Genomic DNA, 23,857 nt, shown 5'->3' on the forward strand with positions numbered 1-23,857 from the left:
AAGCCTCTCCCATGGCCTCGAGGACGGACGCTGAGTCCGCGTCAGGTACATCCGCACAGGGCCCCTCTCGCGAGGGCGCCCTCGGCTTGTCCCAGTGCAACTGGGTGGACGTGGGGCCCTGGCACATCTGCCAATCCGGGCCGGGCCCTGGAAGGACACTGGCGGGCGCGGAAGGCGACGCAGGCCGCACCTCCTCCCCGGAGAGAGCCTGCAGGGCCCACCTCGCGTGGCTCCGCGCCACGGGGGAAGCATGCGTCGTCAGCACCTGCTGGAACAGCGGCTCCAATTCTTCCCCATGGGCACGGAAGCCGTAGCTGCTCAGTGCCCGGACGGCTGCGGCCTGGACTTCGCTGTGCGGCTCGTACACCGCCTGGCGCAGTGCCTTGAGGGCAACTGGGTCGCCCAGCCGTCCAAGGGCCTCCGCCGCCCGCGCGCGCTCCCACCCCTCTTTCCCCGTGGCCAGCACGCGCAGCAGCGGCTCCGTCGCGGCCGGACGGGCCACCGGCCCCAGGGACGCGAGGCTCGTGAGGGCTCGCGCACGGCACTCCGGCGCGGCGAGTTGCCGGAGGACCTCGGGCACCGCAGCGGGGTTGTCGAAGGCCACCAGCGCCTGCAGCGCCACGGGCGTGAGGCGCACGTCCGCCCGCTGGAGCGCCTGGAGCACCTCGGGGGCCGCCTCCCGCCCCTCGCGCTCGTAGGCGGCCAACACCGACGCCACATAGGCCGCTCGCGGAGTGCACCCGTCGAAGACAGCCGCGCAGCCTGACGCTGGAGCCGGCTGGCAGGACGTCCCTGGTGGGCGCAGGAGCGTGGGCTCCGCCAGCTCCCGCGCGAGGAGCGACCGCAGGCGCGGAACGAAAGTCTCCGTGTGCGTGACGGCGCGCCGGGCGAGCACATAGCGCACCCGCACCAGCGCCTCCCAGCTCGCCTCCGGACTCTCCAGCACCTCCAGCAGCACCGGAGCCAAGGTCGGCCCAAGGTGCTCCAGCGTCGACGTGGGCGACTTCAGGAGGTTTCGCACAATGGCTGGCGCTGCTCGCGCGTCGTCGAGCGAGGAGAGCGCGTGCAAGGCCATCCCACCGGGCTCCCGTTCATACGCAGCGAGGAGCGCAGGTACCGCCCGCCTGGCCTTCTCTTCCATGGCCGCCAGCGCCCGTGCCGCTCCGCCGCGGACGCGACGGTCCGCATGGTGGAGAAGTGGAACCAGCCGGGGGACGACGTCCTCCCCCTCGCGCCCCAGCTTCCAGGCAGCGCACTCCTGCTCCGGCGGAAGCCATCGCTCTCCGGAGTCTGGGCCGTGGACTTCCTGCAGCAGCAGCGCAAGGCACGCGCCAGCCCCTTGGCAGCAGCCCTCCCACGACATGACGTCCTCCCGCTTCCACGTCTGCCGGGCACACCCCAGGGACAGCGACACCAGCGCGCACACGAGCCCAGCCAGCCAGCGGGGACGCCCCGACCGCACTTCTCCCTCCATGTCATCGCCTCGCATTCTCCCTTCGCTGTGAAGGGACTCCGAACCCAACGCTTCAGCCAGTCACGAGCCGCGCAGCGAAGGAGCGCTGCGCTCGAGGTGCCTTCACGACGCGAGTGCCGGCCACCCAGTCGTGGAGGCATCGCCGCTCCTCTCCAACGATGAAGAGCGCGTCCACGAGGCCGAGCCAGCCGAAGTAGCCGCAAAGCGCCAGCGGGAGCACGTTCCTCAGCAGAGCAATGCGCCACACCTCCGCCGGACGGCCATCTCTTCGGACGACGCGGATCCCCAGGAGCCTCTTGCCGAGGCTCGCCCCCGTGCCCCGAATCAGGCTCACCTGCACGAACAGCACGAGGAGTGCCGGTGCGTAGACTGCTGGAGCATTCATCGCCGCCTCGTCCGGAATGGCCAGACACCGAAGGACGCCCAGGAGTAGGCACGGGAGCAGGAGCGCGGCACCATCAACAAGGCTTGCCGCGAGCCGGGCCCTGCGCGTCGCGAGTTCGGGAGCGGCATGAACGCACTTGAAGCACCGGCCCGCCCAGGACAACGCGCAGAAGGCACAGACGAAGGTGCCGCAACGAGTACATGCACCGTCAGCGGAGAAACCTGGGTGCTCCGAGCACTGGGCTTCCGAAATCGATTCAAGGGCCTCGCGGAAGTCGGACATGGAGGGCCGCAGCACAGCTACGCCCGCCCGAAGGCAGCAACTTACTTCGGCGAGAAAGCTCCCATTGGGAGCCAAACTTAACCCAACAGATCAAGTCACCGGACCCACCACATCAAGCCCCCTACCTCTGAATTGCTTGACGCAAGTCACGGCGGCAAGCTCGATGGATTCGACGAGCCACACGAGCCACACGCCGACATGCAGAACGACTACTTCATGCTCATGGGCGATTCGCTCAACCAATGGATGACGCGCGAAGGTCCTCCCCCCGAGAAGCAACTCGTAGGAGTAAACTGGCGACAGCGCCCTGTCTTCGTGGCGAACCCCATCAAACTGCGCATCCGTACGGGAGTGCTCCCGAAAGAACCCTTCCCTGCGTATGAGGGCTCCTGTACGCCCCTGCTCTCCGCCCAGGCCAAGTCCCTCCTTGAGCCTCTCGCCATCAGCCACCTTCAGTTTCTCCCGGCTGAGGTCTCCTTCGAGAGCGGGGAAGTCCAGAGGTTCTGGTGGCTCCATGTCTGTCGCTCGATTTATTGCGTCGACAAGAAGCGCACGAAGGGCCTGTTCTACTCCCCTCGGGAGATGTTGGCGATTGGCAAGCTCGTGCTCGATGAGCATGCGCTCGCAGCCATTCCCCTGGAGAGACGGCTCATCTTCCGACTGGGCGAACTCCTCTACACCATCCTCCTCCACTCGTCCCTGGTGGACCGGCTTCGAGGGTGGGAGGCAGAGGGGTTCAAGTTCATGCCTGTCGAGGAGTGGTACCACCCCGACTTCATCGAAGACTACCACGGCCCATGAGTCCACTGGCTGGGCACATGTGCTTCGCAAGACTTGGCCACTACATCGCACGCGTGTCAATGCCAGTGAGCGAGTGCGCTGCCAACGATCCGCCTGCGTCGGCGCTGCGCAAGGCGGATTCACGAGGACCCGCCGGCCCCTGATGGTCAGGCGCCGCCCTCGCCCCCCCTTTCGCGCAGGCTCCCCCGGTCCCTGGGGATGGAGGAAGAAGTGCCAAATAGAGCCGGGCCCCTGCCCGGTGCGGGGCACACCTCGGACCCACGGCGCCAGCCGAGTTAGAAAGTGGCGGTCCGTGCCAACATATCCACGAGAGCGGAGCACACCCCAAGGAGCCCCGCCTCATTCAAACACATCTATCGGGTTCAGGGCCTGCGGGGCCTCGGTTGCCGCTGGGGACGATTCGCGGCCAGCATCCGCAGTTCCGCGGTCCCCGGCCGGAACCTCTTTGATGGGTTTGGCTTTCGGCTTCGTCTTCTTTCGCTTCGGAGGCGCAGGCTGTACGGGGGCGACGGTGGTCACCACTGCAGCCGGAGCATGAGGAGGCGGAGCCTCCGTGGGCGCCTCATTGGACAACCCCCATGTCGCCATCCCTACCACGGCCGACAGTGCGACGAGGCCAGTGAGAGCTAACTTCCATCGATGACGGCGCCATGAAGTCGTTCTGGGAGCATCTGGCACCGCCCCCCTCGAATCGGAAGGTGTCTGGACAGGCACGTTGGCTTCGCGACCAGCGTCCTCGCTACGAAGCTGAGACTGAGCGGGCGCATTGGCTCCTCGAGCAGCGCCCTCATAGCCAGGCCGTGCATGCGCCTTCTCCACGGCGTCACGGCGAAGCCGGTCCTCTCGCTCCTGGTTCAGAATGCGAAACAGCGACCCCACCGCCGACGGAGCGGTAACGGTGAATGAGGCACTCTGTTCGCAGAGCGGGTGATCATCCGCATGCCCAATCGCGACAACAACGGGGATGAATTTCGCCACCTCCGCAACAGCTCGAACCACTGCAGGGTGGCTGAACGGGAGGAGCTGCCATTTCTCCGACGTCCCGCCGCGAGCCAGGACGATGGCGCGAACATCGGACACACGGGCTGCTTGGCGCACTCCTGCTGCGATGCTCTCCGGTGCGTTCAAATCCACATACTCGAACATAGGGAAGCCAGGGTCGAGTGACTCCGCCCCCTTCAGCTCATTCCGGATGTCCGTCTCTCCGGCCGTGTTGCGGCCAGTGACGATGACGGGGCGGCGAATGGTACGCGTTTCCTTCATGGGCACGTGCCCAACCAGCACGCTCTTGAGGGCATCGCTCCACTCGTTGTGGCGGGCGGACTTCCTTCCAAGCTGCGTGATGGATGTAACGCGCAGGCGGACCGGCTTCGGGAGGGTCTTCGCTTTTGGGTTCTCCTCGAAGCCCCCCCAAACCAGGACCATGTCGCCTTCCTGCGGAAGAGCAAGGTGTGAGGAGAGCATTGCGTTGATGTTGACGTCATCGCTCGTCCGCAGGAGCCACAGGAAGCAGTAACCATGGTCTCCGCTTCGAACGGAGATGACCTCGGCCTCGAAGTGACTCGGTCCGTGGGCATCGCGCGCCACGGCCTGGAATTGGCTCTTCTTCTTGCTGCTTCGGCCCCTGCCAGTCGAACGACGGATACCCTTCATGCCAGCCCCCAAGCGCAGTGGGTTGAGCTACCTGCCAGGGCGGCTACCTAGCAGATGCGTCTGACATGCCCCCACAGAAACCCCCTTTGCCACGAGCCACCCCAACAATCGACACAGCGCGTCAGAGGACTCCCCATGGCGTTCTCGCTGCTCTCGAACTCGCTGAATGTCCCGGCGTGACTGGCACGGAGCAGGGGCCAAGCGATTCGATGTCCCTCAGTCCCCATATGTGAATACCGTGGGGCATGTACGACTCACCCACGCCCCGCACAAGGAGGCTAGACGCACCGGGGCAACTCATGATTAATCGGATTTCATGCGAAAGCATGACTTGCGGACTTTGTTCTTCTGCGTCGTCTCCGTCCTGGCCCTTGGCTGCTCAAGCAGCACCACCGGCAGCGTCAGCCGCAAGGGCAAGCGTAGCGCCACCTACGCGCAAACCACCTGCATGGACAGCGCAACATGCTGCATTCAGCGATTCGGTCCGGAGGCGTGCGGTTTCAGCACCAGCGAAGCCGCCGTGCTCATGGGAGGTGCGAAGGCAGTCACGGACGCTGCATCAGACACCGAGGAATGGGACGACTCACACAATAGCCATCTGCCGGAGTGGAGACGGGAGTGCATCCGCGCCTATGGCGACTGCCAGAACAAGGGCTGGAAAGGCGACTGCTCCGCCTGCTTCGATTACTGCAAGGGGCAGCATGAATGGCCCATCAACAAGTGTCGCCCCAAGAAGAAAGGGGAATAGCACGTGACGGACGAAATCGATTGGGACCCCATTCGCGCCCTCGCCCGCCGTGTACTGCAAGAGGACGAACCTTTCGCCCTTACCGCCGAAGTGCGTGACCTTCTGAAACGCACTGCACCCGAGGTGGGAATCAGCGACAGCGAGGCAGAGCGCGCACTCACGACAGAAGCGGGGGCGTTGGAACTCCTGCGAGAGTCGGCGCGCCGCATCAAGGAGGGCTCCAGCAGGCTCGTGAACGCGCTACACCGGATGTACAAGCACAAGGAGGCCGGAGACTTTGACAGCGCCCGGCAGGAAATGCGCGACGTGCTGGCGGTGGAGGTAGTTCCCCTCTATCGAGAGACTGCACAAGGCCAGCTCGAAGACCTCGACGACGAAGCGGGATGAAGCAGCGGTACCGCCGTCATAACGGGGCATCGGAACGGCTGGGCTACGCCCTGCATGGCTGCGCGCGCAGGGCGTGCGCACCTCGAAGGCCCGCTGCCTTCGGCTGATGAGCGAAGCGAAGCTGCTGGCCCCTAGACGTGCCCGCCCGGTGCTGGGCTCGCGTCACCACGACGGCACGATTACCACCGACATGCCCGACGCCATGTAGGTCACCAACGCCACCTGCATGGTGACGACGCGAGAGGACCAGGCCGCCGGCTTCATCGCCGTCGACCATGCCACCTCCGAATTCGTCGGCATCCATGCGTAACGTAGGCAGGCGCTTCGAGGCCCTCCATTAGGGCGCCCGGCGAGTCCTTCAAGGCCGTCTTCGAAGCCGCAGGCCGGCCCCAACCGCAAGAATGCGCTGAGCTGCGGCAGGCGCGCTCAAGCCGTCCTTGCACTCGTCCCACCTGCCACAGGCACAGAGCTGGTGGTCCGGGCACTAACCAGGGCTCATCTCGTCGAACGCCGAAGACGTGTCTTGGCCGGCTGCATTTCACGCTCAAGCTCGTCGAGACGAAGCTGAAGCTCACCAACTTTGCGTTGCGCGGCTTCGAGCCGCTCAACAAGTTCCGCCTCGACCACCGTGACCTCGCGCTCAAACGCTCGCAGATCGTAGTTCGCAAGACTGAAGCGCGGGAATCGTTCCTGAAGCGGATCAACAAAGAGAATGGCCATCGTCAGAAAATGGGGGAGGCGTAGGTAGCGGTGCGGCGCCTCTTCTCCCGACTCATTCATCAACGACTGAGCCAAGCCATAGTGCATCTTCCAAGGAACCTTGGCGCCGGCTGTTCTCCAGTACGTGATCGCCTTCTCGCAGAGGGCATCAATCTCGCCGGGCTCGGCGGGGACGTAGAGACATCCATAGGCGCGGGCCTTTTCAAGCCGTCCTCTGAGAATGGGAAGCAGTTCGGCACGGGCAAGCGAAGTTGTACGCGACATGCGTGAAAGGATACGCACATTCAGAGAGCGCCTCCAGAGGTAAGCCATGGGGGGTGCGCGCGCCTGATGCTTTACGCAGCGAGGCCGCACGTGCGGCCCGGGCAGAGGTGATACCGAATCGCTTTTCCATGGCCTGAGCGTGGTCCCCGCCCTGCGGCGCGCCGCCTCGCCCATCTCGAGAACAGAAGCACGGAGCGCACCATGAGGCTCCGCCACCTCGACCTAGGCGTCCCGGGCACGCCGGGCACTCGCGACGCTCCATCCGCGGTACAGCCCCGCCGCCGTCACCCGCACCGTGGCAGTGCCGCTGCCTTGGCGGGTGAGGTCCGCCGTCCCCCGAAGCCATCGCACTCACCACTCCGCGCCCGGGTAGCTCGGCGACGCCGCCCCGCCGCTCGTGGACGAACACCTCCACCATCAGCTCCCGCCGGCCGTCGGCCTCCTGCCTCGCATCCCGGGCAAACAACCTCAATCCGGAACCATCAATCAATCCATAAAGCTTTTGAGCCTTGAGCCCCGGGTGATGATGTCGGCCGCCACCGAGCGAGCAACACTCTCCGCCCCAGCACGTTGGGCGTCATTCTGATACGCCGCGCGCACATAGAACTGCCACCCATTGTCGGCCCAGCGAATCTTGAACTGGTCGTACACATTTGGGCCACTCATGTAGACGCGCCGTCCCGCAACCTCGTCGGGCGTACCACCCGCCGAAATCATCTGGTCGAACTCTGGCCCCTCCCACCTGGCCTGGACCTCAATCTCTATTCCAGGGTGACTAGCCGCCAGATACTTCGCCCAAGCCGAGTTGCCCCTCGGTGCCTTCCGAATCGTCTCGCGCGTCAGCGGCCCGGCACTCTGTGGCAAGAACTCGCTGGCCTCAATTTCGTGGTCTCGTGCCATCTGCGTGGAACGCGCGCTCGGCGTCTGCGAAGGCGTCAGAATCGCAGCAACTCCCACGAAAAGGATGAGGCCCAACAGCAACAGCACGGGGCGGTTGCGCTCGACAAGACCGAAGAGGCCGCTATGGGCCCGCTCAGGCGAAGCAGAGCGGGAATCAAGTGAAGGCCCCTGCCCTGGACCAACCGGAGCCGCAGGGCGTGCAGGTCGCCCATCAACGAGGACCTGGCCGAACTCGTCAATCGAGAGGACGACACGCAGAGGCCCACGCGCAAGCCGCGCGGAGACTCCGTCCTGACTCTCGATGATAGTGCCGAGCGACGATTCATTCTGAAGTACTCGGTCCAGGATGGCTTTTCGCTCATCCATGCTCATCCCGCGAGGAACGGGCTGTGGAGGGCCAACGGGTGCCACACCCGGCGCAGGCTTCGCAGGTTTTCCGTCTACGAGGACCTGGCCGGACTCGCCGATGGAGAGCGTCACGCGCCTACCGCGCGCAAAGATCGTGGCGGAGACACCAGTTCGGCCCTCAACGCGCCCCCCTAGCAACACCTCGTTCCTGAGCACCTCCTCCAGGAGAGCGATGCGCTCCTCCACGCCAAGAATCCTCGGTCCCTGCATGGCAGATGCCCCCCAACTAGATCAGAGCCGAAAGCCAGCATGAGCGCTCTTCAGGCGCAAGTCATTCGCCCCTTGAACATGGGTGTCCATTAGGACTCGGACAATTAGGGGCGCCCCGGGCAGGGCCGCCCCTGGTCTGCTCCCTAATTTTCGGACCAGTTGAAGAGTGAGAGAGTCCTCGCGGCCAGGAGGTAGGTCGGTCGTGAGGAAGAGCAGGCTTACCGAGGAGCAGATGGTCCGCATCATGCGGGAGGCGGAGGCGTTTGGGGCCAGCTTGGCAAGGAGGCCCTAAATCATCATCAGGCTCATGGCCACCCCAGCTCGATGTGGAGAAGCGGGTCCGCAGGCATTTCCACCTTCGCGGCTCGTGCTGCACGGAAAGCCTCGCCCAACACGCCGATGTCCGGGGACGCGCGCGCCTGGCCGTCCAGCCAGTAACGGCTCTCCGTCTCCGCTCGCAGGTGGCTCTGCACCCAGCCGGCGAGCATCGGCATCTGCTCCTCGACGTTGGAGCGTGGAGTCTTCGCGCCGCGCGCCAGTATCGCACTGAGGAAACCATGGACGGCACTCGCACGGACGGCGCGCGCGTAGGAGAGCTGCTTGTCGCTGACGGCCTGGAGGGGCGGCACCTCCAGCCCCTCCACTGTGAGGACCACGTGCGGCAGGATGACGTGGACACAGCCCGCCTCGAGCTGGTCCGCGAGCGCGTCAGCCGAATCACGCCGCTGGGACGCGCGTGCGGCCCGGGCCGAGGTGATGCCGAATCGCTCTTCCAGTACCTGGAGCGTAGGCCCTGTCATGCGCGGCACCTGCTCATCCACCCCGAGGACGGTGGCGTGGAGGGCACCCTCCGCGTCCGACACCTCGACGTAGGCGTCCCGGGCACGCCGAGCACTCGCGACGCTCCGCACGCGGTACAGCCCCGGCGCCGTCACCCGCACCGTGGCCGTGCCGCTACCCTGGCGGTTGAGGTCCGCCGTCCCACGCAGCCACCGCACGCGCCATTCAGCGCCCGCGGGCTGGAGCTCAGCGACGCCGCCCCGCCGCTCGTGGACGAATACCTCCACCGTCAGCTCCCGCCGGCCATCTGCCTCCTGATCCACATCCTGCGTCAGCCGTAGCCGCATGGAGGGCCTCCTCCGACAGCAGTAGGCGTCGGGCGCACGGGCGAGGCAATACCCCGAGGGAGGTAGGCGGCAGTGGTGAACGTGCTGGACGCAGTCGCGGGGCGGCCACATCACCGTCGGCGCCTTCGCGGGTGTTGCCGAGCACGTTTGTTGATGGACGGGTGAGCCGGCTGGATGATGGACGCCGGAATCCCGAGTCGGTTCAAGGCCCTACGGCCGCCTGGCGGCGGTGCCCTCCGGGCAGCCTTGAGCCGCCTCGTGCTCCGGCTCAAGCTGCAACCGTCGATTCCCCAAAGGGAATCGCCTCAAGAAGAGGCCATCATCGGCGGTGACACCTGGTCGCGCGCGCTCGTGATGGACTCCAGTGGTTTCGCGCGCTTGCTGGAGGTGCCCATCAACGAGCCGGTCCGTGGAACGCCGTGGAACCATCAAAAAGCGTGCTCGGCAACAGCGGGCGACAGGGAGAAGGCGGCTTCGAACGTCGAGGGAGCGGATGAGCGCCCACAGGAAGTCGAGCACGAGACTGACGCGGGCGAAGCCCCAGACGATTCGTCCCTTTAATTTGGTCCTGGAACTGAGGCACAGACCAGGAGGACTTTCAGAAACCTGGCTTCAGCCTGCCTTGGAGAGCATCGGGAAGCGGAGTCGTCGGTAGCTCCCCTTTCACCAAGGCTTCAACCTCCGCGCCAGTCAGCTCGGCTTTGTCGGCAAGTGCATTGGCGACCCTCTCGATAGCTCGCCAGAAATGCTCAATGGCCGCCATAGCAAGGGGACGGTAGCAGTCCCCCCACCGACGCTCTTCATCTTCGCTCGCATTAAGCCGTGCCCGTGCTTTCTCCAGATCATGCATGGCGTTCTGGATGTGCTGGTGGGAATACCCAAGCTCGCCTTCCGCAACGCGAATCTCGGCATAGAGCCCAGCAAGGTCAATCAGGTCTTCATTTCCGGCCACGGCATCCCGCGCGTTTGAAACAGTTTCAGTCGCCGGGCTTCGAGGGTTGACAGAGACGCGCGTGCATAACGACCCGCGCAACACGGTAGCGAGCACTGCGTGGGCCGACTCATGAATGAGCGTCAAGCTTCGAGCCAACTCATCGGGGACGATCTTGCCCGTGGCCTTCATCAGGTGCGCGGGTTTTGCCCCAGGAATGAGAGCACGCTCAAGATCGCGATTGGGGTCACGACGGACAACGAAATCAATCATATGGGGATGGCTATTTCGCATACAGGGGAGACGCAAGAAGAGTTCGAATTCGGGTGCCACACCACTCCATCTGCCTTTAGAGCAACAATGACACGGGCAGGTTGCCCACGGGCGCCTCCCGAGCCAGCACTCTCATCGACGACCATTCGCGAAAACCCTCTTGAGGTCTCGCCAGGCATCGACAGCCGAGCGCGGCAGCCCCCGCAGGGGCTCAGTAGAACCATCCAGCGAGATGAACCGTTTTTCCACTTCATCCGATGAAAGACTGAGGTCGGCCATGACATCGACGGCACGGCCAATGGCGCCCGGGGCGAGGAAGGCAGTTGACGGGTCAAAGGGGGGGAAAAGTCGAACGACCTCTGGGTCTTTGGTCCCCATGTTGCGCGGCCCATTCAGGTCAAGCAGGAGTACCTCAAGGAAGAGGTTCAATGCGTCTTCACGTCGCCCCTGGCGGACAAGCGCTTCAGCCAAGTTGAAACGAGCGTTACGGTACAAACCCCAGTTCCATGCTTCGGCATGCGTCGCGGCCTGACGCATCAGGATTTCTGCCACCACCTCGTGTGCAGTGGGGACTCGACCAAGCTGCCCATGGAGAAAAAGGAGGAGCGCATCAACCTCGGGCTCCGGCATCCCGCCAATTTGAACGAAGGAGCGAAGCGAACCTTGCGCCGCATCGTCGCGGGCCTGCGTCTCCGTAAGCAGTGACTTGGCGCCGTCGAACGCTCGCTTACGCGAATATAGAATGACGCTGCACTTCGGACAGGCCCGCTTTCGCTGCGGCATCTTCTCGAACCCATGGCCGCAACTTGGGCAGGTCGGGCCCGCTACCCCAAGCTCGGAGAGAAGCATGCGCCATGACAGGCCGCTCTCGATCCTGGCAGGAGCTTCCCTCGCACCTGTTGCAGCTTCTGTTACCGCAGGCTCTGGCGTTCTGATGCTCATGCCCCAGTCCCTCCTTCTTCGTTCGTGGCAGCAAGCCGCAGCGTCGACTCCACGCGCGCTGGGTGATGCAGCCATTGCCGGTCGCGATTCGTCGGCCTGCGCGCGCGGGTGGATGCTACCTCACGCACTACACCAGATGATGCCTAGGGTTCCGCAGGCCCCTTCGCGCCTTTCTTCTTCGAGCGGGAGTAGGCCGTCTTCGCGCCCACGGCCGCCAGGACCAGTGGCGCACCAGCGCAGACAACGGCGCCAGCCGCCATGCCGCCACCAACAACCTTGCCGACGCTCTTGAGTCCGCTGCTCACCAGCGCGGCGCCCCGGCCTCGGCCAAGGAGAGAAACCAGAGCTACGGTGCCGAGCGCACCGAACAAGAGGGTCAGCCAGCCGGTGCGGCGCGCGTCCGCGCGGGCGTGACGCTCGGCGTCCGGCGCAAAGGGGTCGTCCTTGTAGGCCAGGAAAAGCGTCGTCAGGGACGCGGCCCCAATCGCTGCTCCGGTGACGGCTACTCCAGCAAGCGGGCCACCACCGATGAGTCCTCCGGCAGCACTCAGCGCCGTCATCGTCCTCGCGGCGCCAACGAACTTCAGCGCAGCACCACCCGCTAAAAAGCTCGCAGCCATTTTCGCGGCAAGCGGAGTTCCGACGATAGCGAGGACCTCACGCACCTGGGTGCTGAACGGCACTCCGACCTTCGCAAGCGTTGCAAGGTGCTCGCAATTGCGCAGAACAAGGTTGTAGCGGGCCTCGCCCAGAAGTTTGTGGGCGCGCATCACGACTTCAATCGGAGGGAGGCACGTGCCGTAGGGCACGACCTCGACGGGCTGCCCATCCGCGAACTCTTCGAGGGTGCCCAACCGAACCCGCGCGCTATCGGCGTCCTTAGCGCGATCTCCAGCATAGTGAACGACCTGGCCCTCGCCGACGTAGATACCGTGATGCGTGTACACCCCTCGCGTGGAGCGCAAATGGTCGCCGAGTTGGTACAGCCTCTTTGCGACGATGGTGTTGACCTGCCCCGGCAGCAGGCCGCCGGCAGGCACAAGGGCATTCGTGCTGATCTGACTGTAAAGCTTCATGGTTTGGGACCTTTCTTTCCTGGTTGCCCAGGGACCTTCAGTTGAGACTTCGTTTTCGAGGTTCGCCCGACAACATCGATTTTACCGACTGGCCTCGCCGTTTCTGACAGCCCCTTCTTTTCCGAACCCTTTGTGCTCGTTACTTTCGCTGCTGAGCCGATGTTGGTGCTTTGAGGTGTACCAGCTACCTTCCTTGCTTCTGACAGCGCCCTCTTCAGCGGGTTTGATTCGGTCGGGGCGGTTCTCACCAAGCTCGCCTTGGCCAAAAGAGGAGTACCAGACGTCCTGCCCATTTCTGACAGGGCCCTCGTAGCTGGGAATGCGAAACTCGGTGTGCCCCTCGCGAGGCCCACCTTTGCCGACGGAAGCACCCCAGCTCCCTTTGGCATCGCGGTCATCGTCCCACGTGCTGACTCCGCTGCATTCGCGGCGAGGCCAGCCACGGCCCCCAACACGAGGCCGGTGACCACTGAGCTGCTGCTACGCCCGAACAAAAGCCCAATGAGTCCACCAACAGCGGCTGCTCCGAGCACTGCATCCACATCAGGTGCTTCAGCCGAGGTCTCAGTAACTGCCCGGGCAACGGGAGGGCGGCGTTGCTCCAGCCGTGCTTCAAGGTGCGTTCCAAAGTCCTGGATGTAGAGAAGTTGCTCGCCGCCGTAGTCGAGGCGGTAGTCGGCTCTCTGGCCTACGGGAAACCCCAGTGTGGGCACCAGCCCTCCATCTTTGGGGTGCTGGGTAAGGGAGCGCCGCAGGCGCAGTTTCGAACCAGGCGGTTGGCTGGACAGCAGTTTCGCCACGGCAAGCCAAGTTAGCGGCTTCATTCTTCGTCCTCCGTCGGAAACTGCGGAAGAGCAAGGTCAATGATGGCCTTTGACTTTCGCTTGGGCCATTTGCCATCGGCGATGCTGACCTTGATTCGCTTGAATCGTTGGTCGAGCGTGTTCCGTTTCGTGCCGCCGAGCACAATGGAGTGCTGTTCCTGCAAGGTCTCGATGGTGACGTATTGCTCATCAAGCAGACCTAGGCCCGCCACAGCATTGCGAATAAGGAGCGCGTCGGGCGTATTCATCTCCTGCAGGCGCCGTTCAAGAATCTTCCGCTGTTGAGCTTCGGCAACCATGTCGACGTTCCATGTGAGGACCTGCTGCTGTATGATTTCGCCCCTGACCATGAGGCTCTCCATCGCACCAGCAAGCATGATGTTGAGCGGCCGAACCTCCACGGCCTGCTCCGCCGGTAGTTGGAGCCACAGCGTCAGATTCTTTTGGGCGAGTGCCTCGAGGTCGCAACGCTCAACGCCAAACGCAGCAAGTTGTCCGCGCTCTGCGTAATCCGCGAAGAACAAGCTTGCACAGAGAAGCTCAAATAGAGCAAAGCGCGCGAGAGCGCGCTCTCCAGCCGCGAGAGTCGAATCAGTCGCCATCCTCCCGAGGTGCTTCTGAAACTCGTCGCTGGAGGACGCGCCAAGTGCCATGGACTGCTCGGCCCATCCCTGGAGTTCCTTTGGAATCTCCAGCGTGAACACGTCACGCAGGCCCACATGGATGCGGAAGAGAGTTGGAAAGTTCTGCTCGTCCCCCACGGCCGTACACAGGGGGACTCCGCGGACCTCAGCCTCGTAGGCCTCCAATCCGAGCTTGGCTGCGAGTAGCTTGAACTCCTGGAAGCCCTGCTGAAGGTCTGTTCCCGGCGGCAAGTGCTGCTGGATGGCAGTCTGGAAGCCGGAGGCCTCAAGGTGGCGCCACAGGGTGCCAAGGAGTGAGTTGTCGTGGTCCATACGGCGACCGTAGCCCCCCACCCGTTCGAATCTGACAGGGGCTCCGCCGCCTCTCGTTTTTCCTGATGGGTGGCCGTCCCACTGGCGGCAGGGACGTCTAACCACTTGAAATTCGGTCCCTGCGCTACGAGCGCGTCAGCTTAGTCACGCTGCTGGGCTGGTTGTGCGGCCCGGGCGGAGGTGATGCCGAATCGTTCTTCGAGGACCTGGAGCATGGGCCCTGTCGTGCGCGGCACCTGCTCATCCACCCCAAGGACGGTGGCATGGAGGGCACCCTCCGCGTCCGACACCTCGACGTAGGCGTCCCGCGTGCGCCGGGCACTCGCGACGCTCCGCACGCGGTACAGCCCCGGTGCCGTCACCCGCACCGTGGCCGTGCCGTTGCCCTGGCTGCTGAGGTCCGCCGTTCCACGCAGCCACCGCACGCGCCACTCAGCGCCCGCGGGCTGGAGCTCAGCGACGCCGCCCCGCCGCTCGTGGACGAACACCTCCACCGTCAGTTCCCGCTGGCCGTCGGCCTCCTGCTCCACATCCCGCGTCAGCCGCATCCGCATGGGGGGCCTCCGTCAGCAATAGGCGCTTGGCGCGAGGGCGGCGGCAATAGCCCGAGGGAGGTAGAGGCCAGCGGAGGACAAGGCTCGACTTTAGAGGATGTGTGTATGCTGCCGCCTGCGAGTTCACCGCTCGCCTGCCCCAGCGAAAGGAGGGTCAAATGACCAGGTCCCGGTCCACTCCATCCCCAGAGGAAAGGCTGCAACAGTTCTTCAAGTTCTGCGACGGACTCGAAGCGCACCCCTTCTACGCAGCGCATGCGGGAGGTTCGACCCTCCGACTTGAAGCCTCTTTCCCAGAGGATGGGCCCGACACGGTAGAGGTCAACTTCGATGTGTTCCACCTCGAGAGCCTGTTAGGTAGGCTTAGGCAGTTCCTGTCGGACGGCGAACTCTTTTTCTTTAAGGACGTGCGTCGGGAGATTGTTTCCCTGTTAGGCGACGATGGCGAGTTCAGGAGCTTCTACGACAAGCTGGTTGCGATCATTGGAAAGCCGTATCCGGAGCGCTCGGTACAGGTGTTCAAAGCAAACGGAGTAAACGTTGTCGCCGGGTTCACGTTCAAGCAACTGGCCGAGGCACAGCTATACACAGGCCCGCTCCATTCTGAGCGACTCATCAATCCAACTCCCGGCTCCGCAGAGGACAGCCTGCCCGCCTCACACGAGGCAGCCAAGAAGCACCTCGTTCTCGATTTGGCCTACAGCGCGATAGCCTTCGTTAGAAACATTCTGGTGCTCAGAAATTGGGCCCATCGCCGAGCGAGGGAGACCGGAAAGCTCGACCTGTTCCCAGAACTCGGGGCATTTGACGCACGGGCGCGCGCCGCGGGGGTGTAGGATGGCATCCACTCAGGAGAGACAGGCGCGCGGAGGGCCTCGTCCGAACAGCCTGTCTACCGAGGCGGCATCCTTCCTGAGCGAGGGGGAAGGAGGCTCCATCCGGGATGGTGCTACGCCATGAACCGCCGCCACAAAACGCTCAGCGACTCCACGGGTGGGTCGACCTCTCGGCCCTGTTCATTCCTGATGACGTAGAAAATCTCTCCGTCGAGGCTGGCCGCCACATACGCATCAGGTACTGCTGCGGGGCCTTCTGGCCGGACGTGGCGGTGCGCCTTCTTGTCCCCTATTCGCGGCTCGAACTTGACGGCGTAGTGACTCGGAATCCCGCGCTTCGACGCGAGCTCGCTGGCTCGCCAAAGCTGATTCAAAGAATGCCGGATCCGAGAGGAGCTGTTGAAAGTACCCTCTCGCAGTTGATTCCATCAACGCGATAGCTCGGCGATCCTTCTTTTCCTCAAGGAATCGGTGGCCATGAACCACTTCGTTCCGTCGGCGATAGTGCGCTTCGTATGCATGATTCCGGTGCGACCTATCCGGTATCAGTCGACCTTGTTGCTCAAGGACTGCCTCGGCAAACTGCCGTGCGCCTCCGCCTTGCCCGGTTTGGACCACGGTCTCAATCGCGCGGCAGAACAGCTCGTATCGGTCATCAACAACGTCCTGATGGCATGCTCGAAAAAAGGACCGGACTCCACGCAGAAAGTAGTCATACCCGCGCTCCCTCCAGTCCTCCGCCGTCAGTTTGAGGAGGCGAGAGGTGATGGCGGGCACCTTGTCGATATCGAAGCGCAGCCGACGCCACCCCTCACGTGCTGACCATGGCTCCAGGGAAGTAATGCCCTGGAGGGAACGCTGGCCATCCGGCTCGTGGAGTTCGACCGTAATGACCCGGTGAGCCATGCCCCATCCGGACACCATCGAAAGGGCGATGTCCACGAGTCCGAGCTTGCGTTCGAGTTCAACGTCTACCGCGCCAATGACCTTGTCGTCGACTTCCTGCTCGGCCCACACAACGAAGATTGGTGACTCCAGGGGCTCCAGCGCCTCCGGGCTGTACTGCCTGGAGAAGCTCGGAGGGATGTCAACAGGAGCGAGCGGCCAGGCCGTCGCGAGATAGACGTCCGGAGCCAGCACCAAGCGCTCCGTTGTGGGCATCCTTGCGTGGAGGCCCGCCACAGCCATCAACGCGCGCTTAAGCATCTTGGTCGCCAAGGACGAACCTCCATGTGGTCGCGGCACTCACCCACTTCAATCCTCGCCTTGAGAATAGGTGGGGAGCGGCTAGATGGAAGTTCGTGGCTTCGGACGCATTCGGGACGGAGCTGTCCCTTCTCCGCGCACGGACGCAGCACACGAACGTGCAGACCAAGCTCCTTAATCAGGAGGCGGCCCGTAACCAACTGGGGAGACCTCGGCACGGGTCTCCCCAGTTAGCCCTACCGGAGATCCATCAAGAGCGGCGCCGCCCCAGCGGGTCGCGGATGCTCTGCATCATCTCCCTCATGGCGCGCATGCCGCCAGGGTCGCGGATGCTCTGCATCATCTCCTTCATGGCCCGCATGCCACCGGGGTCGCGGATGCTCTGCATCATCTCCTTCGCGGCGCGCATGCCTCCTGGGTCCCGGATGCTCTCCAGCACCGCCTGCGCGGCTCGCAGGCCGCCCGGGTCGCGGACGTTCTCCAGCACCGCCTGCGCGGCTCGCAGGCCGCCCGGGTCGCGGACGTTCTCCAGCACCGCCTGCGCGGCTCGCAGGCCACCGGGGTCGCGGATGTTCTCCAGCACCGCCTGCGCGGCTCGCATGCCACCCGGGTCGCGGATGTTCTCCAGCACCGCCTTCATGGCCCGCACGCCACCTGGGTCCCGAAAACGCTCGAACAGCTCCCTCGTGGCTCGCAGGCCGCCCGGGTCCCGGAAGCTCTCCGTCAGCTCCCTCTCGGCGCGGATGGCCTCCGACAGCCAGGTCACCCCTGCCTCCGGACTGATGGGTGCTTCCGACATCACCGCAGGCGCCGCTGCTGAAGGCTCCTGACCCGCGGCGGATGCTGCCTCCAACCTCTCGCCGTCCGCGGTTACCACCGAAGGCTGCTGGCCCGCAGCCTCTGCAGGTTCCGGCTTCCGGTCGACGTACCCCAGATCGGACGAATGGGCGTTGCGGAGGTGCTGCAGGGCGGACTGATACGACTCCCCATTGCGGGCCGCCCGCTCTCTGGCGCGACGCTTCAACTTACCTGTGCTGCTCATGTAGTACCTCGTCTGGACAAGGCAAGGCCGATGGTCCGTGCACCTCGCCCCGCAGTCCATTCGGAGGTACAGCATCTTGGGACTGAGTCCCTTCGCCCTCGTAATGTCGGCTCCGCACGGAGAGCCAGAGAAGGTCAGGCGTAGACGACGCCAGCACGCTCACGATGCCACATGGCCATCCCTGGATCAATCTGGGCCACTCCCTCCTCACTCTGGGTGTGACCCTGCCCGTTCTCCGGCTCGCACGCCACCATCAGATCGGCACCGTTGACGAGGGGTCACCGGCAGTGTAGTTCGCGGAGATTCAATCGGTCCCCGATTGAAGGGCTCCAGCAGCCCCTCCTTGAAACCACTGAATATTGCTCGGCTTTCGGCCCTCAGAGAGTTTGAGTCCTCTGAGAGAAAAGCCGAGAACGAGTTCGCGCAGGGCTTCATTCGGGGAGCTGAAGAACGAAGGCCCTGCCAGTTTCTGGCGGGGCCTTTTTGTTTTTCTCGGGCCTCTCGATGAAAATCGCGGGGCCTTCGTGACGAAGCCCCTGAGTCCCAAGTGATTCTGCCTCGCGGTGCTGCAGAGGGCGCTCTCGGCTCTCCGCTCCGCAGACCGAGGAGACACCTTCCCTGACACAGGGGCGGCGTGGCTTTACCCCTGCCGTGGCGGTGCGTTCGCGTTGTCCATGTCCGAGACGATCAGCCACGGCCCACCGGGTGCACGACGCAGGGTGAGGGTGAATTTTCCCGTGTCGTCGGCTCTGTTGCCATAACCGTATGCGCCGATGATGTAGCCGCTCGTGCCTTCGGTGGCAAACGCGAGCGCACGTAGCTGCAATAGACCGCCTCCTTGCCCCTCATAGGCGGCCCGGATGGCCGCACGACCACGGACAGGCGGGCGATTGCTCTGGAGTACGAACCCATCCTCCGCGAACAGCGAGGCCAGTGCGGCCGCGTCGCCTGCGCGCCATGCACGCTCGTAGTCGCGCAGCACGCGGTCCAGCGCAGGCGGCAATGCGACATCGGGAAGTCGTGCGGATGCGGCAGGAGCTGGGGTGCTCTGAGCCAGAAGCGGCGCAGTCAACAGCATCGAGCCGAGGACGACGAATGGAAGGCTCATGGACCTCGATCACGGGCGGGTGGTGGGTGTGGCGCCGAATGAGTATTGGAGCGAACACCATAGAACTGGTCTCGAAATTGAGCGAGCAAGTCTGGGAGCGGAAGCTGGGGAGCTAATCGACATGAGAGGGATGGACATGCTCGAAGCTGACCGGTGGACCTGACCGACGAACAGTTGGAGCTGATTGAGCCGCTTCTTCTCGTTAGGAAGCCGAAGAGGGACGACCGGCCTGGGCGGAGCGTTCTCCCTCCCGAAGGAGAGCTGAGCGGGTGAATGGTCCAGCAGCAACGGGCGGGACGGCGTGGACCAAGAGGCGAGGCAGGAGCTGCCAAGCGCGCCCGCCGACACGCGCCCTTGCTGCTTCTGCTCCCGCCCCACTCCACTTCTCCACGAGGGGCGCGTACGCCCAATCTTCCCCTGGGGAGCCCGAGGCGACGTCTCCAGTGACGTACGGCGATACCTGTTCTCCATCCACACGGTGATCGCTGACCTCAAGCACGAGCGTGCACCAGAGAAAGTTACCTGCGGCAAGAAGATGTCGAAGCGGCCCGCGGATGACGTGGCGGTGTCGCTCCATCAAGGCAGCAACTTGGCGGAGCTGAGTAATGGTCGGCAGGGCGACGCCAACGCCCGTGCCTACCCAAAATTCAGTCGCTGCGTCATGAGTGCGTCAAGGCTGCGTCAAACGTGCGTCATGACGCGAGCGATGCGCATGACGAGCCGCTGGGGCCTCCCTTCCGTTTGATAGGGGTCGGAATTATGCCCGGCGCAGACGCCTCAACTCCTCTCTGCCTGCGTGTGGACACTCCCCAACCCTCCTGCGAACGCAGGTAGGCTGGTGCAGCACGCGCGGGTCTACGAGGGTGTTGTTGGAAAGATCGCGACTCTACGCAGCGCGGCGCTCGTACCTGTGGTGGAGCCCGAAGACCTCCCGTAGCTCTATCACCTTGGCTCCATGCTCCGGGCCCTGCACCTTACGCGTCTCGGGCGCATCTTTCCCGAGCGACAGGTGAGTCCGGCTCGCATTGTCGTAGCACTGGTACTCGCGCAGCAGGCGCCGAGCGTGGGCTTCGTTCAGGACGACGACATGGTCCAGCAGCTCCCTACGTATCGAGCCGATGACTCTCTCCGAATAGGGATTCTGCCACGGACACCATGCTGCACTCGGCACCTCGCGAATCCCCAAATGGGTAAGCGTGGCGCGAACACCCTCCGAGTAGAGCTTGTCCCTATCTCGGTGCAAGTACCTCGGAGCACTGGTCCAGGGAAAGGCCTCTCGCATCTGCTGCTTCGTCCATTCTTCCGTCGGGTGCGCTGTCACATTGAGGTGGAGGATTCGCCTGTCTCGGCGACTCACAACCACAAATCCCAACAGCATTCCAAACGTCGCAGTCGGAATGACAAAGAAATCCATCCCCGCGGACTCCGCCAGAGGCAAGCGCAAGAAGTTCCACCATGTTGGTGACGGTTTCGGCGCTCCCCTTCCCGGTCTGGGCATGTACCGAGCGACCGTTGTCTGGCCTACTTCCATCCCCAGCTTCAACAACTCCCCATGAATGCGCGGGGCACCCCATGTCGGGTTGGATTCAGCCATGCGCCGAATCAACGCGCGCAGCTCCGGAGTTGCCCGAGGCCGCCCCACCCGACTCCGGGACTTCCAGCGCCAAAAGAGCCGAAAGCCCATCCGATGCCACTTCACCACTGTCGCCGGCTGAACCAGGCACAGTGGCCTCCGCCAACCCTGCCAGAGGCGTTGGAGAACGACCCAGAAGATGCGGTCGCCCCGGGCAAGCCTCGGGAACGGGCGCTTCTCACGGAAGACTGCGAGTTGCTGGCGAAGAGCCAGGTTCTCCAGCGCCAGCTCCGAACGGCTCCGCAGGGCCGAGCGCATCGTCTCGACCAGCGTCTTCACGAAGACCCGCATCTTGCCATTCTTGCCGACTGTAGCTGGCAGGCCAGAGTTCTGCCACGCCCTATCACGCACCGCCTGCTGCCACATAGACAGCCGTGCACGCTCACCCACCTCCATCCCTTCTGCCCTCCGCATGCATTGGGAGCCCCGCACTCTTGGGGACCCATTCGAAGTACCGTGCATGAAATGAAGCGTTCGCTGACGCACGCGTGGCACTGGATTCGAATTTTCGGTGGCCACAACCTCCGGGAGTGCGCACACCGCATGCTCCACGCATCGGAGTAGACGGGAGCAGGGTCGAGCAACCCAAAGGCCGCATTTCCAGGAAACACCTCGACCCACAAACACTGTTCATCTTTCGCGAAGAAAACAGCCCCTGGTGCGGGCTGATACGATGAGCGAGTCCCTCCACCTCCAGCCGCACTCCATACAGAGCACCGTTCCAGGACGCCTGTGACAATCTCATCCAGAAGCACCCGCCCTGGCGCCCCGCACTCGGAGAGCCCTCCATGTCCGTGCTGAGCGAAGCCGACCTCCAGCGGTACATCCACGACGGCATCATCCGACTGGCCGGGCCCTTCCAGCGGAGTGGCGGACGAGGGTCGAGCCTTCCTCTGGAAGAAGACCGGGCTGTCTCCGGCGCCGCCGAGGAACAGGCCATCCGGCTGGCACTCGGACGAAGGGGCTCCCCGGAAGGACGGCGAGGGTGAATGGGCTTCACGACCTGCCCGTGCCGGAGGCGCCGTGAGTGAGACCAACGGCTTTGCTTGGGAGGGTACGTGTCCGAGTTGCCATGTCGAGGTCAGGGTCATCTTCCGGTCCCATGTCGGTTTGTTGGACGACCAGGTCTTCGAGCGGGGGGAAGACGTCTTCGGCCGCGAGACGAACAAGAAGCACCCCGTCCATGCACCTCGATACGAGCTTCGAAGCGGCAGCTTCTGGGCCTATGGCGTCGATGCGTGCCCGCATTGTCTGACGGAGCTGTGGAGTCGCGTGTTCGTGAGGAACGGTCGCTACGAGTCGTTGGTGCTCACGACGCCCCCCGAGGACCCTCTCTTCTGGGATGAGCTGTGAGACTGGCCTGGATGACCGGGCAGGCAGATGGAACCTCGAGCCGGCCACTTTTTTCCGCGCGGGTGCGAAGGAACCCAGCCTCTCGCGTTGAACCCAGTCAGCCATGATAAGGAGATGCTCCCATGCGAACTGGCCTCATCGTCCTCGCGCTCGGCGCGCCGCTCTTGCTGGGGTGTGGTGACTCCGGGGATTCCGAAGAACCGAACGACTGTCCCACCACGGGCCAGGGCACGCTGGAGGTCACCATCCGCGGGCTCCCCTCCTCCACCGCCTCCATCGTCACCCTGCGCAACGGGAACGGGCTGCGGATCATCGATGCCTCGCGCAGGCTGGAGGGGCTCTCCGCGGGCACGTGGAACCTCCTTCCCGAGCCCACCGGCGGGAGCGGGCCGCTGATTCGCACGGCCTATGACGCACCGACCTCCCAGGTCTGCGTCCGCGACGGGCAGACGGCCACCGCCACTGTCGACTATGCGCTCGTCCCCAGCAGCCAGAAGCTGTGGCTGTCCACGAGCAATGGCGCCGCCGAACTCGAGGCCTTCTCCGCGGAGAGCCTCGGCGCCTCCGGGAGCCCCTCGGCCACGGTGTTGCTCGACTCCACCCCGGCCATTCCCCGCGCCTCAGGGCTCGCGTTCGACCGACGAGGCAACCTCTGGGTGGCGCTCGGCTCGGGGGAAATCCGGCGCTATCCCGCCCGGGACCTCGGCGCCTCGGGTGTCCGCGCGCCCGACGTCACCCTGACGGGCAGCGCCCTGCGCGGAGGCGTCCCGGGCCCCATTGCCCTCGCCTTCGACAGGATGGGGAACCTCTGGGTCTCCGTCGGCTTCAGCGACAAGGTGCTGCGCTTCGGCGCCGCCCAGCTCACCGCCAGCGGCTCGCCCACGCCCGAGGTGGAGCTCTCGGGGCTCGGCGAGCCGAGCGCCCTGGCGTTCGACGCCGAGGACAACCTGTGGGTGGCGGACAGCGCCAGCACCGGCTCCCGCGTGCACCGGGTGGGTAGCGTGCGCCTGGGCACGTCGGGCACGGTGACTCCCGAGACGAGCATCGACGCCAAGCCCACTCCGGATGGCGTCAGCTTCTCCGGCCCCTCGGGGCTCGCCTTCGACGAGGAAGGCAACCTGTGGGTCGCCTATGTCGCGAGTGGCATCGTCGCCCGGCTCACCCCCAGGGAGCAGGGCGACGCGGGCCCACGGACCGTCACGCCCGCGGTGTGGCTCGACGTCGGGGGGCCTAGGGAGCTCGCCTTCGACGAGGAGGGCGGGCTCTGGCTCGGCTACGATTCCGGCGACATCGCCCGCTTGAGCCCGGGCCAGCTCGCCGCCACCGGTGCGCCGACGCCCCAGACTCTCATCTCCAGCGCCGACCTCGGCGTCACCCACGGCGTGGCCATCTATCCCGCCCCCGCCAACCTGCCCCTGTTCCACGGGCTGGACTGACGCTCGGCCCCCGGCGCGAAGGCCACTCTCCGCGCCGGGTGTCGCGCTGGCAGTACGGCATCCCATCCGTTTTGCACGCACGGCCCGCGCCCCGGAGCGTCCCGCCCGCGAACACGCTTCGAGGGCGCGCTCGACAGGTCGCCGCGGGCAGGCTCGCTCAACGGTGACGGCTCAGCCTCCCTCGGAAGTACCACCACCATTGCCGCAGATGTAGCAGGACGGCTCACGCCCGCACGAGTTCGGGCCGCGCGCGCCTGGCCGTCCAGCCAGTAGCGGCTCTCCGTCTCCGCACGCAGATGGCTCTGCACCCAGCCGGCGAGCATCGGCA

The 23,857-nt window shown here is 64.6% G+C and carries 24 protein-coding genes; 8 read left to right on the forward strand and 16 right to left on the reverse strand.

Annotated features, from left to right (window positions below):
- Both FJV41_RS16070 and FJV41_RS16075 read right to left on the reverse strand, forming a co-directional pair.
- A partial coding sequence (locus FJV41_RS16070; RefSeq protein WP_141643405.1) for a HEAT repeat domain-containing protein occupies positions 1 to 1,474 on the reverse strand: 1,474 nt, incomplete at its 3' end.
- A gap of 52 nt (positions 1,475 to 1,526) precedes the next feature.
- Positions 1,527 to 2,141: an RDD family protein gene (locus FJV41_RS16075; protein WP_141643370.1), complete on the reverse strand. Its 615-nt coding sequence runs from the start codon at positions 2,139 to 2,141 to the stop codon at positions 1,527 to 1,529.
- A 198-nt stretch (positions 2,142 to 2,339) separates the two neighbouring features.
- Here FJV41_RS16075 and FJV41_RS16080 point away from each other — a divergent pair, with 198 nt between their 5' ends.
- Positions 2,340 to 2,942 (forward strand): imm11 family protein, encoded by a 603-nt coding sequence (locus FJV41_RS16080; protein WP_141643371.1) that lies wholly within the window; start codon positions 2,340 to 2,342, stop codon positions 2,940 to 2,942.
- 339 nt (positions 2,943 to 3,281) lie between these two features.
- On the opposite strand, the gene FJV41_RS16085 is transcribed toward FJV41_RS16080, so the two are convergent.
- The gene (locus FJV41_RS16085) at positions 3,282 to 4,595 is read right to left on the reverse strand and encodes an exodeoxyribonuclease VII large subunit (protein ID WP_141643372.1); all 1,314 of its coding nucleotides are present in this window, start codon (positions 4,593 to 4,595) and stop codon (positions 3,282 to 3,284) included.
- 316 nt (positions 4,596 to 4,911) lie between these two features.
- On the opposite strand from FJV41_RS16085, the gene FJV41_RS16090 reads away from it, so the two are divergent.
- Both FJV41_RS16090 and FJV41_RS16095 read left to right on the forward strand, forming a co-directional pair.
- On the forward strand, positions 4,912 to 5,343 hold the full coding sequence (locus FJV41_RS16090; protein ID WP_181790674.1) for a hypothetical protein: 432 nt from the start codon (positions 4,912 to 4,914) through the stop codon (positions 5,341 to 5,343).
- Positions 5,344 to 5,346: 3 nt separating this feature from the next.
- Positions 5,347 to 5,730, forward strand: coding sequence for a DUSAM domain-containing protein (locus FJV41_RS16095; protein ID WP_141643373.1), 384 nt, complete (start codon positions 5,347 to 5,349; stop codon positions 5,728 to 5,730).
- Between the two features lie 162 nt (positions 5,731 to 5,892).
- On the opposite strand, the gene FJV41_RS52240 is transcribed toward FJV41_RS16095, so the two are convergent.
- The 4 genes from FJV41_RS52240 to FJV41_RS53675 all read right to left on the reverse strand — a co-directional run bounded on the left by FJV41_RS52240 (position 5,893) and on the right by FJV41_RS53675 (position 9,359).
- On the reverse strand, positions 5,893 to 6,030 hold the full coding sequence (locus FJV41_RS52240) for a hypothetical protein (protein WP_181790676.1): 138 nt from the start codon (positions 6,028 to 6,030) through the stop codon (positions 5,893 to 5,895).
- Positions 6,031 to 6,225: 195 nt separating this feature from the next.
- The gene (locus FJV41_RS16100; protein ID WP_141643374.1) at positions 6,226 to 6,762 is read right to left on the reverse strand and encodes a hypothetical protein; all 537 of its coding nucleotides are present in this window, start codon (positions 6,760 to 6,762) and stop codon (positions 6,226 to 6,228) included.
- Between the two features lie 438 nt (positions 6,763 to 7,200).
- The gene (locus tag FJV41_RS52245; protein ID WP_181790678.1) at positions 7,201 to 7,701 is read right to left on the reverse strand and encodes a hypothetical protein; all 501 of its coding nucleotides are present in this window, start codon (positions 7,699 to 7,701) and stop codon (positions 7,201 to 7,203) included.
- 836 nt (positions 7,702 to 8,537) lie between these two features.
- On the reverse strand, positions 8,538 to 9,359 hold the full coding sequence (locus tag FJV41_RS53675) for a hypothetical protein (protein WP_246137230.1): 822 nt from the start codon (positions 9,357 to 9,359) through the stop codon (positions 8,538 to 8,540).
- Positions 9,360 to 9,617: 258 nt separating this feature from the next.
- Between FJV41_RS53675 and FJV41_RS16125 the strand changes: the two genes are divergently transcribed.
- The gene (locus tag FJV41_RS16125; protein WP_141643376.1) at positions 9,618 to 9,920 is read left to right on the forward strand and encodes a hypothetical protein; all 303 of its coding nucleotides are present in this window, start codon (positions 9,618 to 9,620) and stop codon (positions 9,918 to 9,920) included.
- A gap of 37 nt (positions 9,921 to 9,957) precedes the next feature.
- Here the strand turns inward: FJV41_RS16125 and FJV41_RS16130 are convergent, their stop codons facing one another.
- From FJV41_RS16130 to FJV41_RS53680, 5 genes are all read right to left on the reverse strand, one after another.
- Positions 9,958 to 10,563 (reverse strand): hypothetical protein, encoded by a 606-nt coding sequence (locus FJV41_RS16130; protein WP_141643377.1) that lies wholly within the window; start codon positions 10,561 to 10,563, stop codon positions 9,958 to 9,960.
- 132 nt (positions 10,564 to 10,695) lie between these two features.
- Positions 10,696 to 11,505: a hypothetical protein gene (locus FJV41_RS16135; RefSeq protein ID WP_141643378.1), complete on the reverse strand. Its 810-nt coding sequence runs from the start codon at positions 11,503 to 11,505 to the stop codon at positions 10,696 to 10,698.
- 143 nt (positions 11,506 to 11,648) lie between these two features.
- The gene (locus FJV41_RS16140) at positions 11,649 to 12,581 is read right to left on the reverse strand and encodes a lecithin retinol acyltransferase family protein (RefSeq protein ID WP_141643379.1); all 933 of its coding nucleotides are present in this window, start codon (positions 12,579 to 12,581) and stop codon (positions 11,649 to 11,651) included.
- Positions 12,582 to 13,401: 820 nt separating this feature from the next.
- Entirely contained in the window at positions 13,402 to 14,361 is a 960-nt protein-coding gene (locus FJV41_RS16150; protein WP_141643381.1) for a hypothetical protein, read from the reverse strand.
- A gap of 140 nt (positions 14,362 to 14,501) precedes the next feature.
- A complete protein-coding gene (locus FJV41_RS53680) occupies positions 14,502 to 14,915 on the reverse strand; it encodes a hypothetical protein (RefSeq protein WP_246137231.1) in 414 nt (137 codons plus the stop codon).
- Between the two features lie 158 nt (positions 14,916 to 15,073).
- On the opposite strand from FJV41_RS53680, the gene FJV41_RS16160 reads away from it, so the two are divergent.
- On the forward strand, positions 15,074 to 15,751 hold the full coding sequence (locus tag FJV41_RS16160) for a hypothetical protein (protein ID WP_141643382.1): 678 nt from the start codon (positions 15,074 to 15,076) through the stop codon (positions 15,749 to 15,751).
- Positions 15,752 to 15,985: 234 nt separating this feature from the next.
- On the opposite strand, the gene FJV41_RS16165 is transcribed toward FJV41_RS16160, so the two are convergent.
- From FJV41_RS16165 to FJV41_RS54845, 4 genes are all read right to left on the reverse strand, one after another.
- Positions 15,986 to 16,969, reverse strand: a complete 984-nt coding sequence (locus FJV41_RS16165; RefSeq protein ID WP_141643383.1) for a hypothetical protein — start codon at positions 16,967 to 16,969, stop codon at positions 15,986 to 15,988.
- A gap of 238 nt (positions 16,970 to 17,207) precedes the next feature.
- Positions 17,208 to 17,723, reverse strand: a complete 516-nt coding sequence (locus FJV41_RS16170) for a hypothetical protein (protein ID WP_246137232.1) — start codon at positions 17,721 to 17,723, stop codon at positions 17,208 to 17,210.
- A gap of 916 nt (positions 17,724 to 18,639) precedes the next feature.
- Positions 18,640 to 19,107, reverse strand: a complete 468-nt coding sequence (locus FJV41_RS16175; RefSeq protein WP_220137864.1) for a YybH family protein — start codon at positions 19,105 to 19,107, stop codon at positions 18,640 to 18,642.
- An 886-nt stretch (positions 19,108 to 19,993) separates the two neighbouring features.
- Positions 19,994 to 21,202, reverse strand: a complete 1,209-nt coding sequence (locus FJV41_RS54845; protein ID WP_306440884.1) for an IS3 family transposase — start codon at positions 21,200 to 21,202, stop codon at positions 19,994 to 19,996.
- 326 nt (positions 21,203 to 21,528) lie between these two features.
- On the opposite strand from FJV41_RS54845, the gene FJV41_RS16185 reads away from it, so the two are divergent.
- From FJV41_RS16185 to FJV41_RS16195, 3 genes are all read left to right on the forward strand, one after another.
- Positions 21,529 to 21,729, forward strand: a complete 201-nt coding sequence (locus FJV41_RS16185; RefSeq protein ID WP_141643385.1) for a hypothetical protein — start codon at positions 21,529 to 21,531, stop codon at positions 21,727 to 21,729.
- Between the two features lie 34 nt (positions 21,730 to 21,763).
- On the forward strand, positions 21,764 to 22,093 hold the full coding sequence (locus FJV41_RS16190) for a hypothetical protein (RefSeq protein ID WP_141643386.1): 330 nt from the start codon (positions 21,764 to 21,766) through the stop codon (positions 22,091 to 22,093).
- Positions 22,094 to 22,215: 122 nt separating this feature from the next.
- Positions 22,216 to 23,529: a Vgb family protein gene (locus FJV41_RS16195; protein ID WP_141643387.1), complete on the forward strand. Its 1,314-nt coding sequence runs from the start codon at positions 22,216 to 22,218 to the stop codon at positions 23,527 to 23,529.
- Positions 23,530 to 23,857: the final 328 nt, after the last annotated feature.

It is taken from the genome of Myxococcus llanfairpwllgwyngyllgogerychwyrndrobwllllantysiliogogogochensis (assembly GCF_006636215.1).
Lineage (GTDB): Bacteria > Myxococcota > Myxococcia > Myxococcales > Myxococcaceae > Myxococcus > Myxococcus llanfairpwllgwyngyllgogerychwyrndrobwllllantysiliogogogochensis.

What these genes read in the sequence shown, in the direction of transcription:
- FJV41_RS16075 (WP_141643370.1), bottom strand. Translation starts at nt 2,141, where the DNA reads ATGTCCGACTTCCGCGAGGCCCTTGAATCGATTTCGGAAGCCCAGTGC.
- FJV41_RS16080 (WP_141643371.1), top strand. Translation starts at nt 2,340, where the DNA reads ATGCAGAACGACTACTTCATGCTCATGGGCGATTCGCTCAACCAATGG.
- FJV41_RS16085 (WP_141643372.1), bottom strand. Translation starts at nt 4,595, where the DNA reads ATGAAGGGTATCCGTCGTTCGACTGGCAGGGGCCGAAGCAGCAAGAAG.
- FJV41_RS16090 (WP_181790674.1), top strand. Translation starts at nt 4,912, where the DNA reads ATGCGAAAGCATGACTTGCGGACTTTGTTCTTCTGCGTCGTCTCCGTC.
- FJV41_RS52240 (WP_181790676.1), bottom strand. Translation starts at nt 6,030, where the DNA reads ATGCCGACGAATTCGGAGGTGGCATGGTCGACGGCGATGAAGCCGGCG.
- FJV41_RS16100 (WP_141643374.1), bottom strand. Translation starts at nt 6,762, where the DNA reads ATGGCTTACCTCTGGAGGCGCTCTCTGAATGTGCGTATCCTTTCACGC.
- FJV41_RS53675 (WP_246137230.1), bottom strand. Translation starts at nt 9,359, where the DNA reads ATGCGGCTACGGCTGACGCAGGATGTGGATCAGGAGGCAGATGGCCGG.
- FJV41_RS16130 (WP_141643377.1), bottom strand. Translation starts at nt 10,563, where the DNA reads ATGATTGATTTCGTTGTCCGTCGTGACCCCAATCGCGATCTTGAGCGT.
- FJV41_RS16135 (WP_141643378.1), bottom strand. Translation starts at nt 11,505, where the DNA reads ATGAGCATCAGAACGCCAGAGCCTGCGGTAACAGAAGCTGCAACAGGT.
- FJV41_RS16140 (WP_141643379.1), bottom strand. Translation starts at nt 12,581, where the DNA reads ATGAAGCTTTACAGTCAGATCAGCACGAATGCCCTTGTGCCTGCCGGC.
- FJV41_RS16150 (WP_141643381.1), bottom strand. Translation starts at nt 14,361, where the DNA reads ATGGACCACGACAACTCACTCCTTGGCACCCTGTGGCGCCACCTTGAG.
- FJV41_RS53680 (WP_246137231.1), bottom strand. Translation starts at nt 14,915, where the DNA reads ATGCGGATGCGGCTGACGCGGGATGTGGAGCAGGAGGCCGACGGCCAG.
- FJV41_RS16160 (WP_141643382.1), top strand. Translation starts at nt 15,074, where the DNA reads ATGACCAGGTCCCGGTCCACTCCATCCCCAGAGGAAAGGCTGCAACAG.
- FJV41_RS16175 (WP_220137864.1), bottom strand. Translation starts at nt 19,107, where the DNA reads ATGAGCCTTCCATTCGTCGTCCTCGGCTCGATGCTGTTGACTGCGCCG.
- FJV41_RS54845 (WP_306440884.1), bottom strand. Translation starts at nt 21,202, where the DNA reads ATGCACGGTACTTCGAATGGGTCCCCAAGAGTGCGGGGCTCCCAATGC.
- FJV41_RS16185 (WP_141643385.1), top strand. Translation starts at nt 21,529, where the DNA reads ATGTCCGTGCTGAGCGAAGCCGACCTCCAGCGGTACATCCACGACGGC.
- FJV41_RS16195 (WP_141643387.1), top strand. Translation starts at nt 22,216, where the DNA reads ATGCGAACTGGCCTCATCGTCCTCGCGCTCGGCGCGCCGCTCTTGCTG.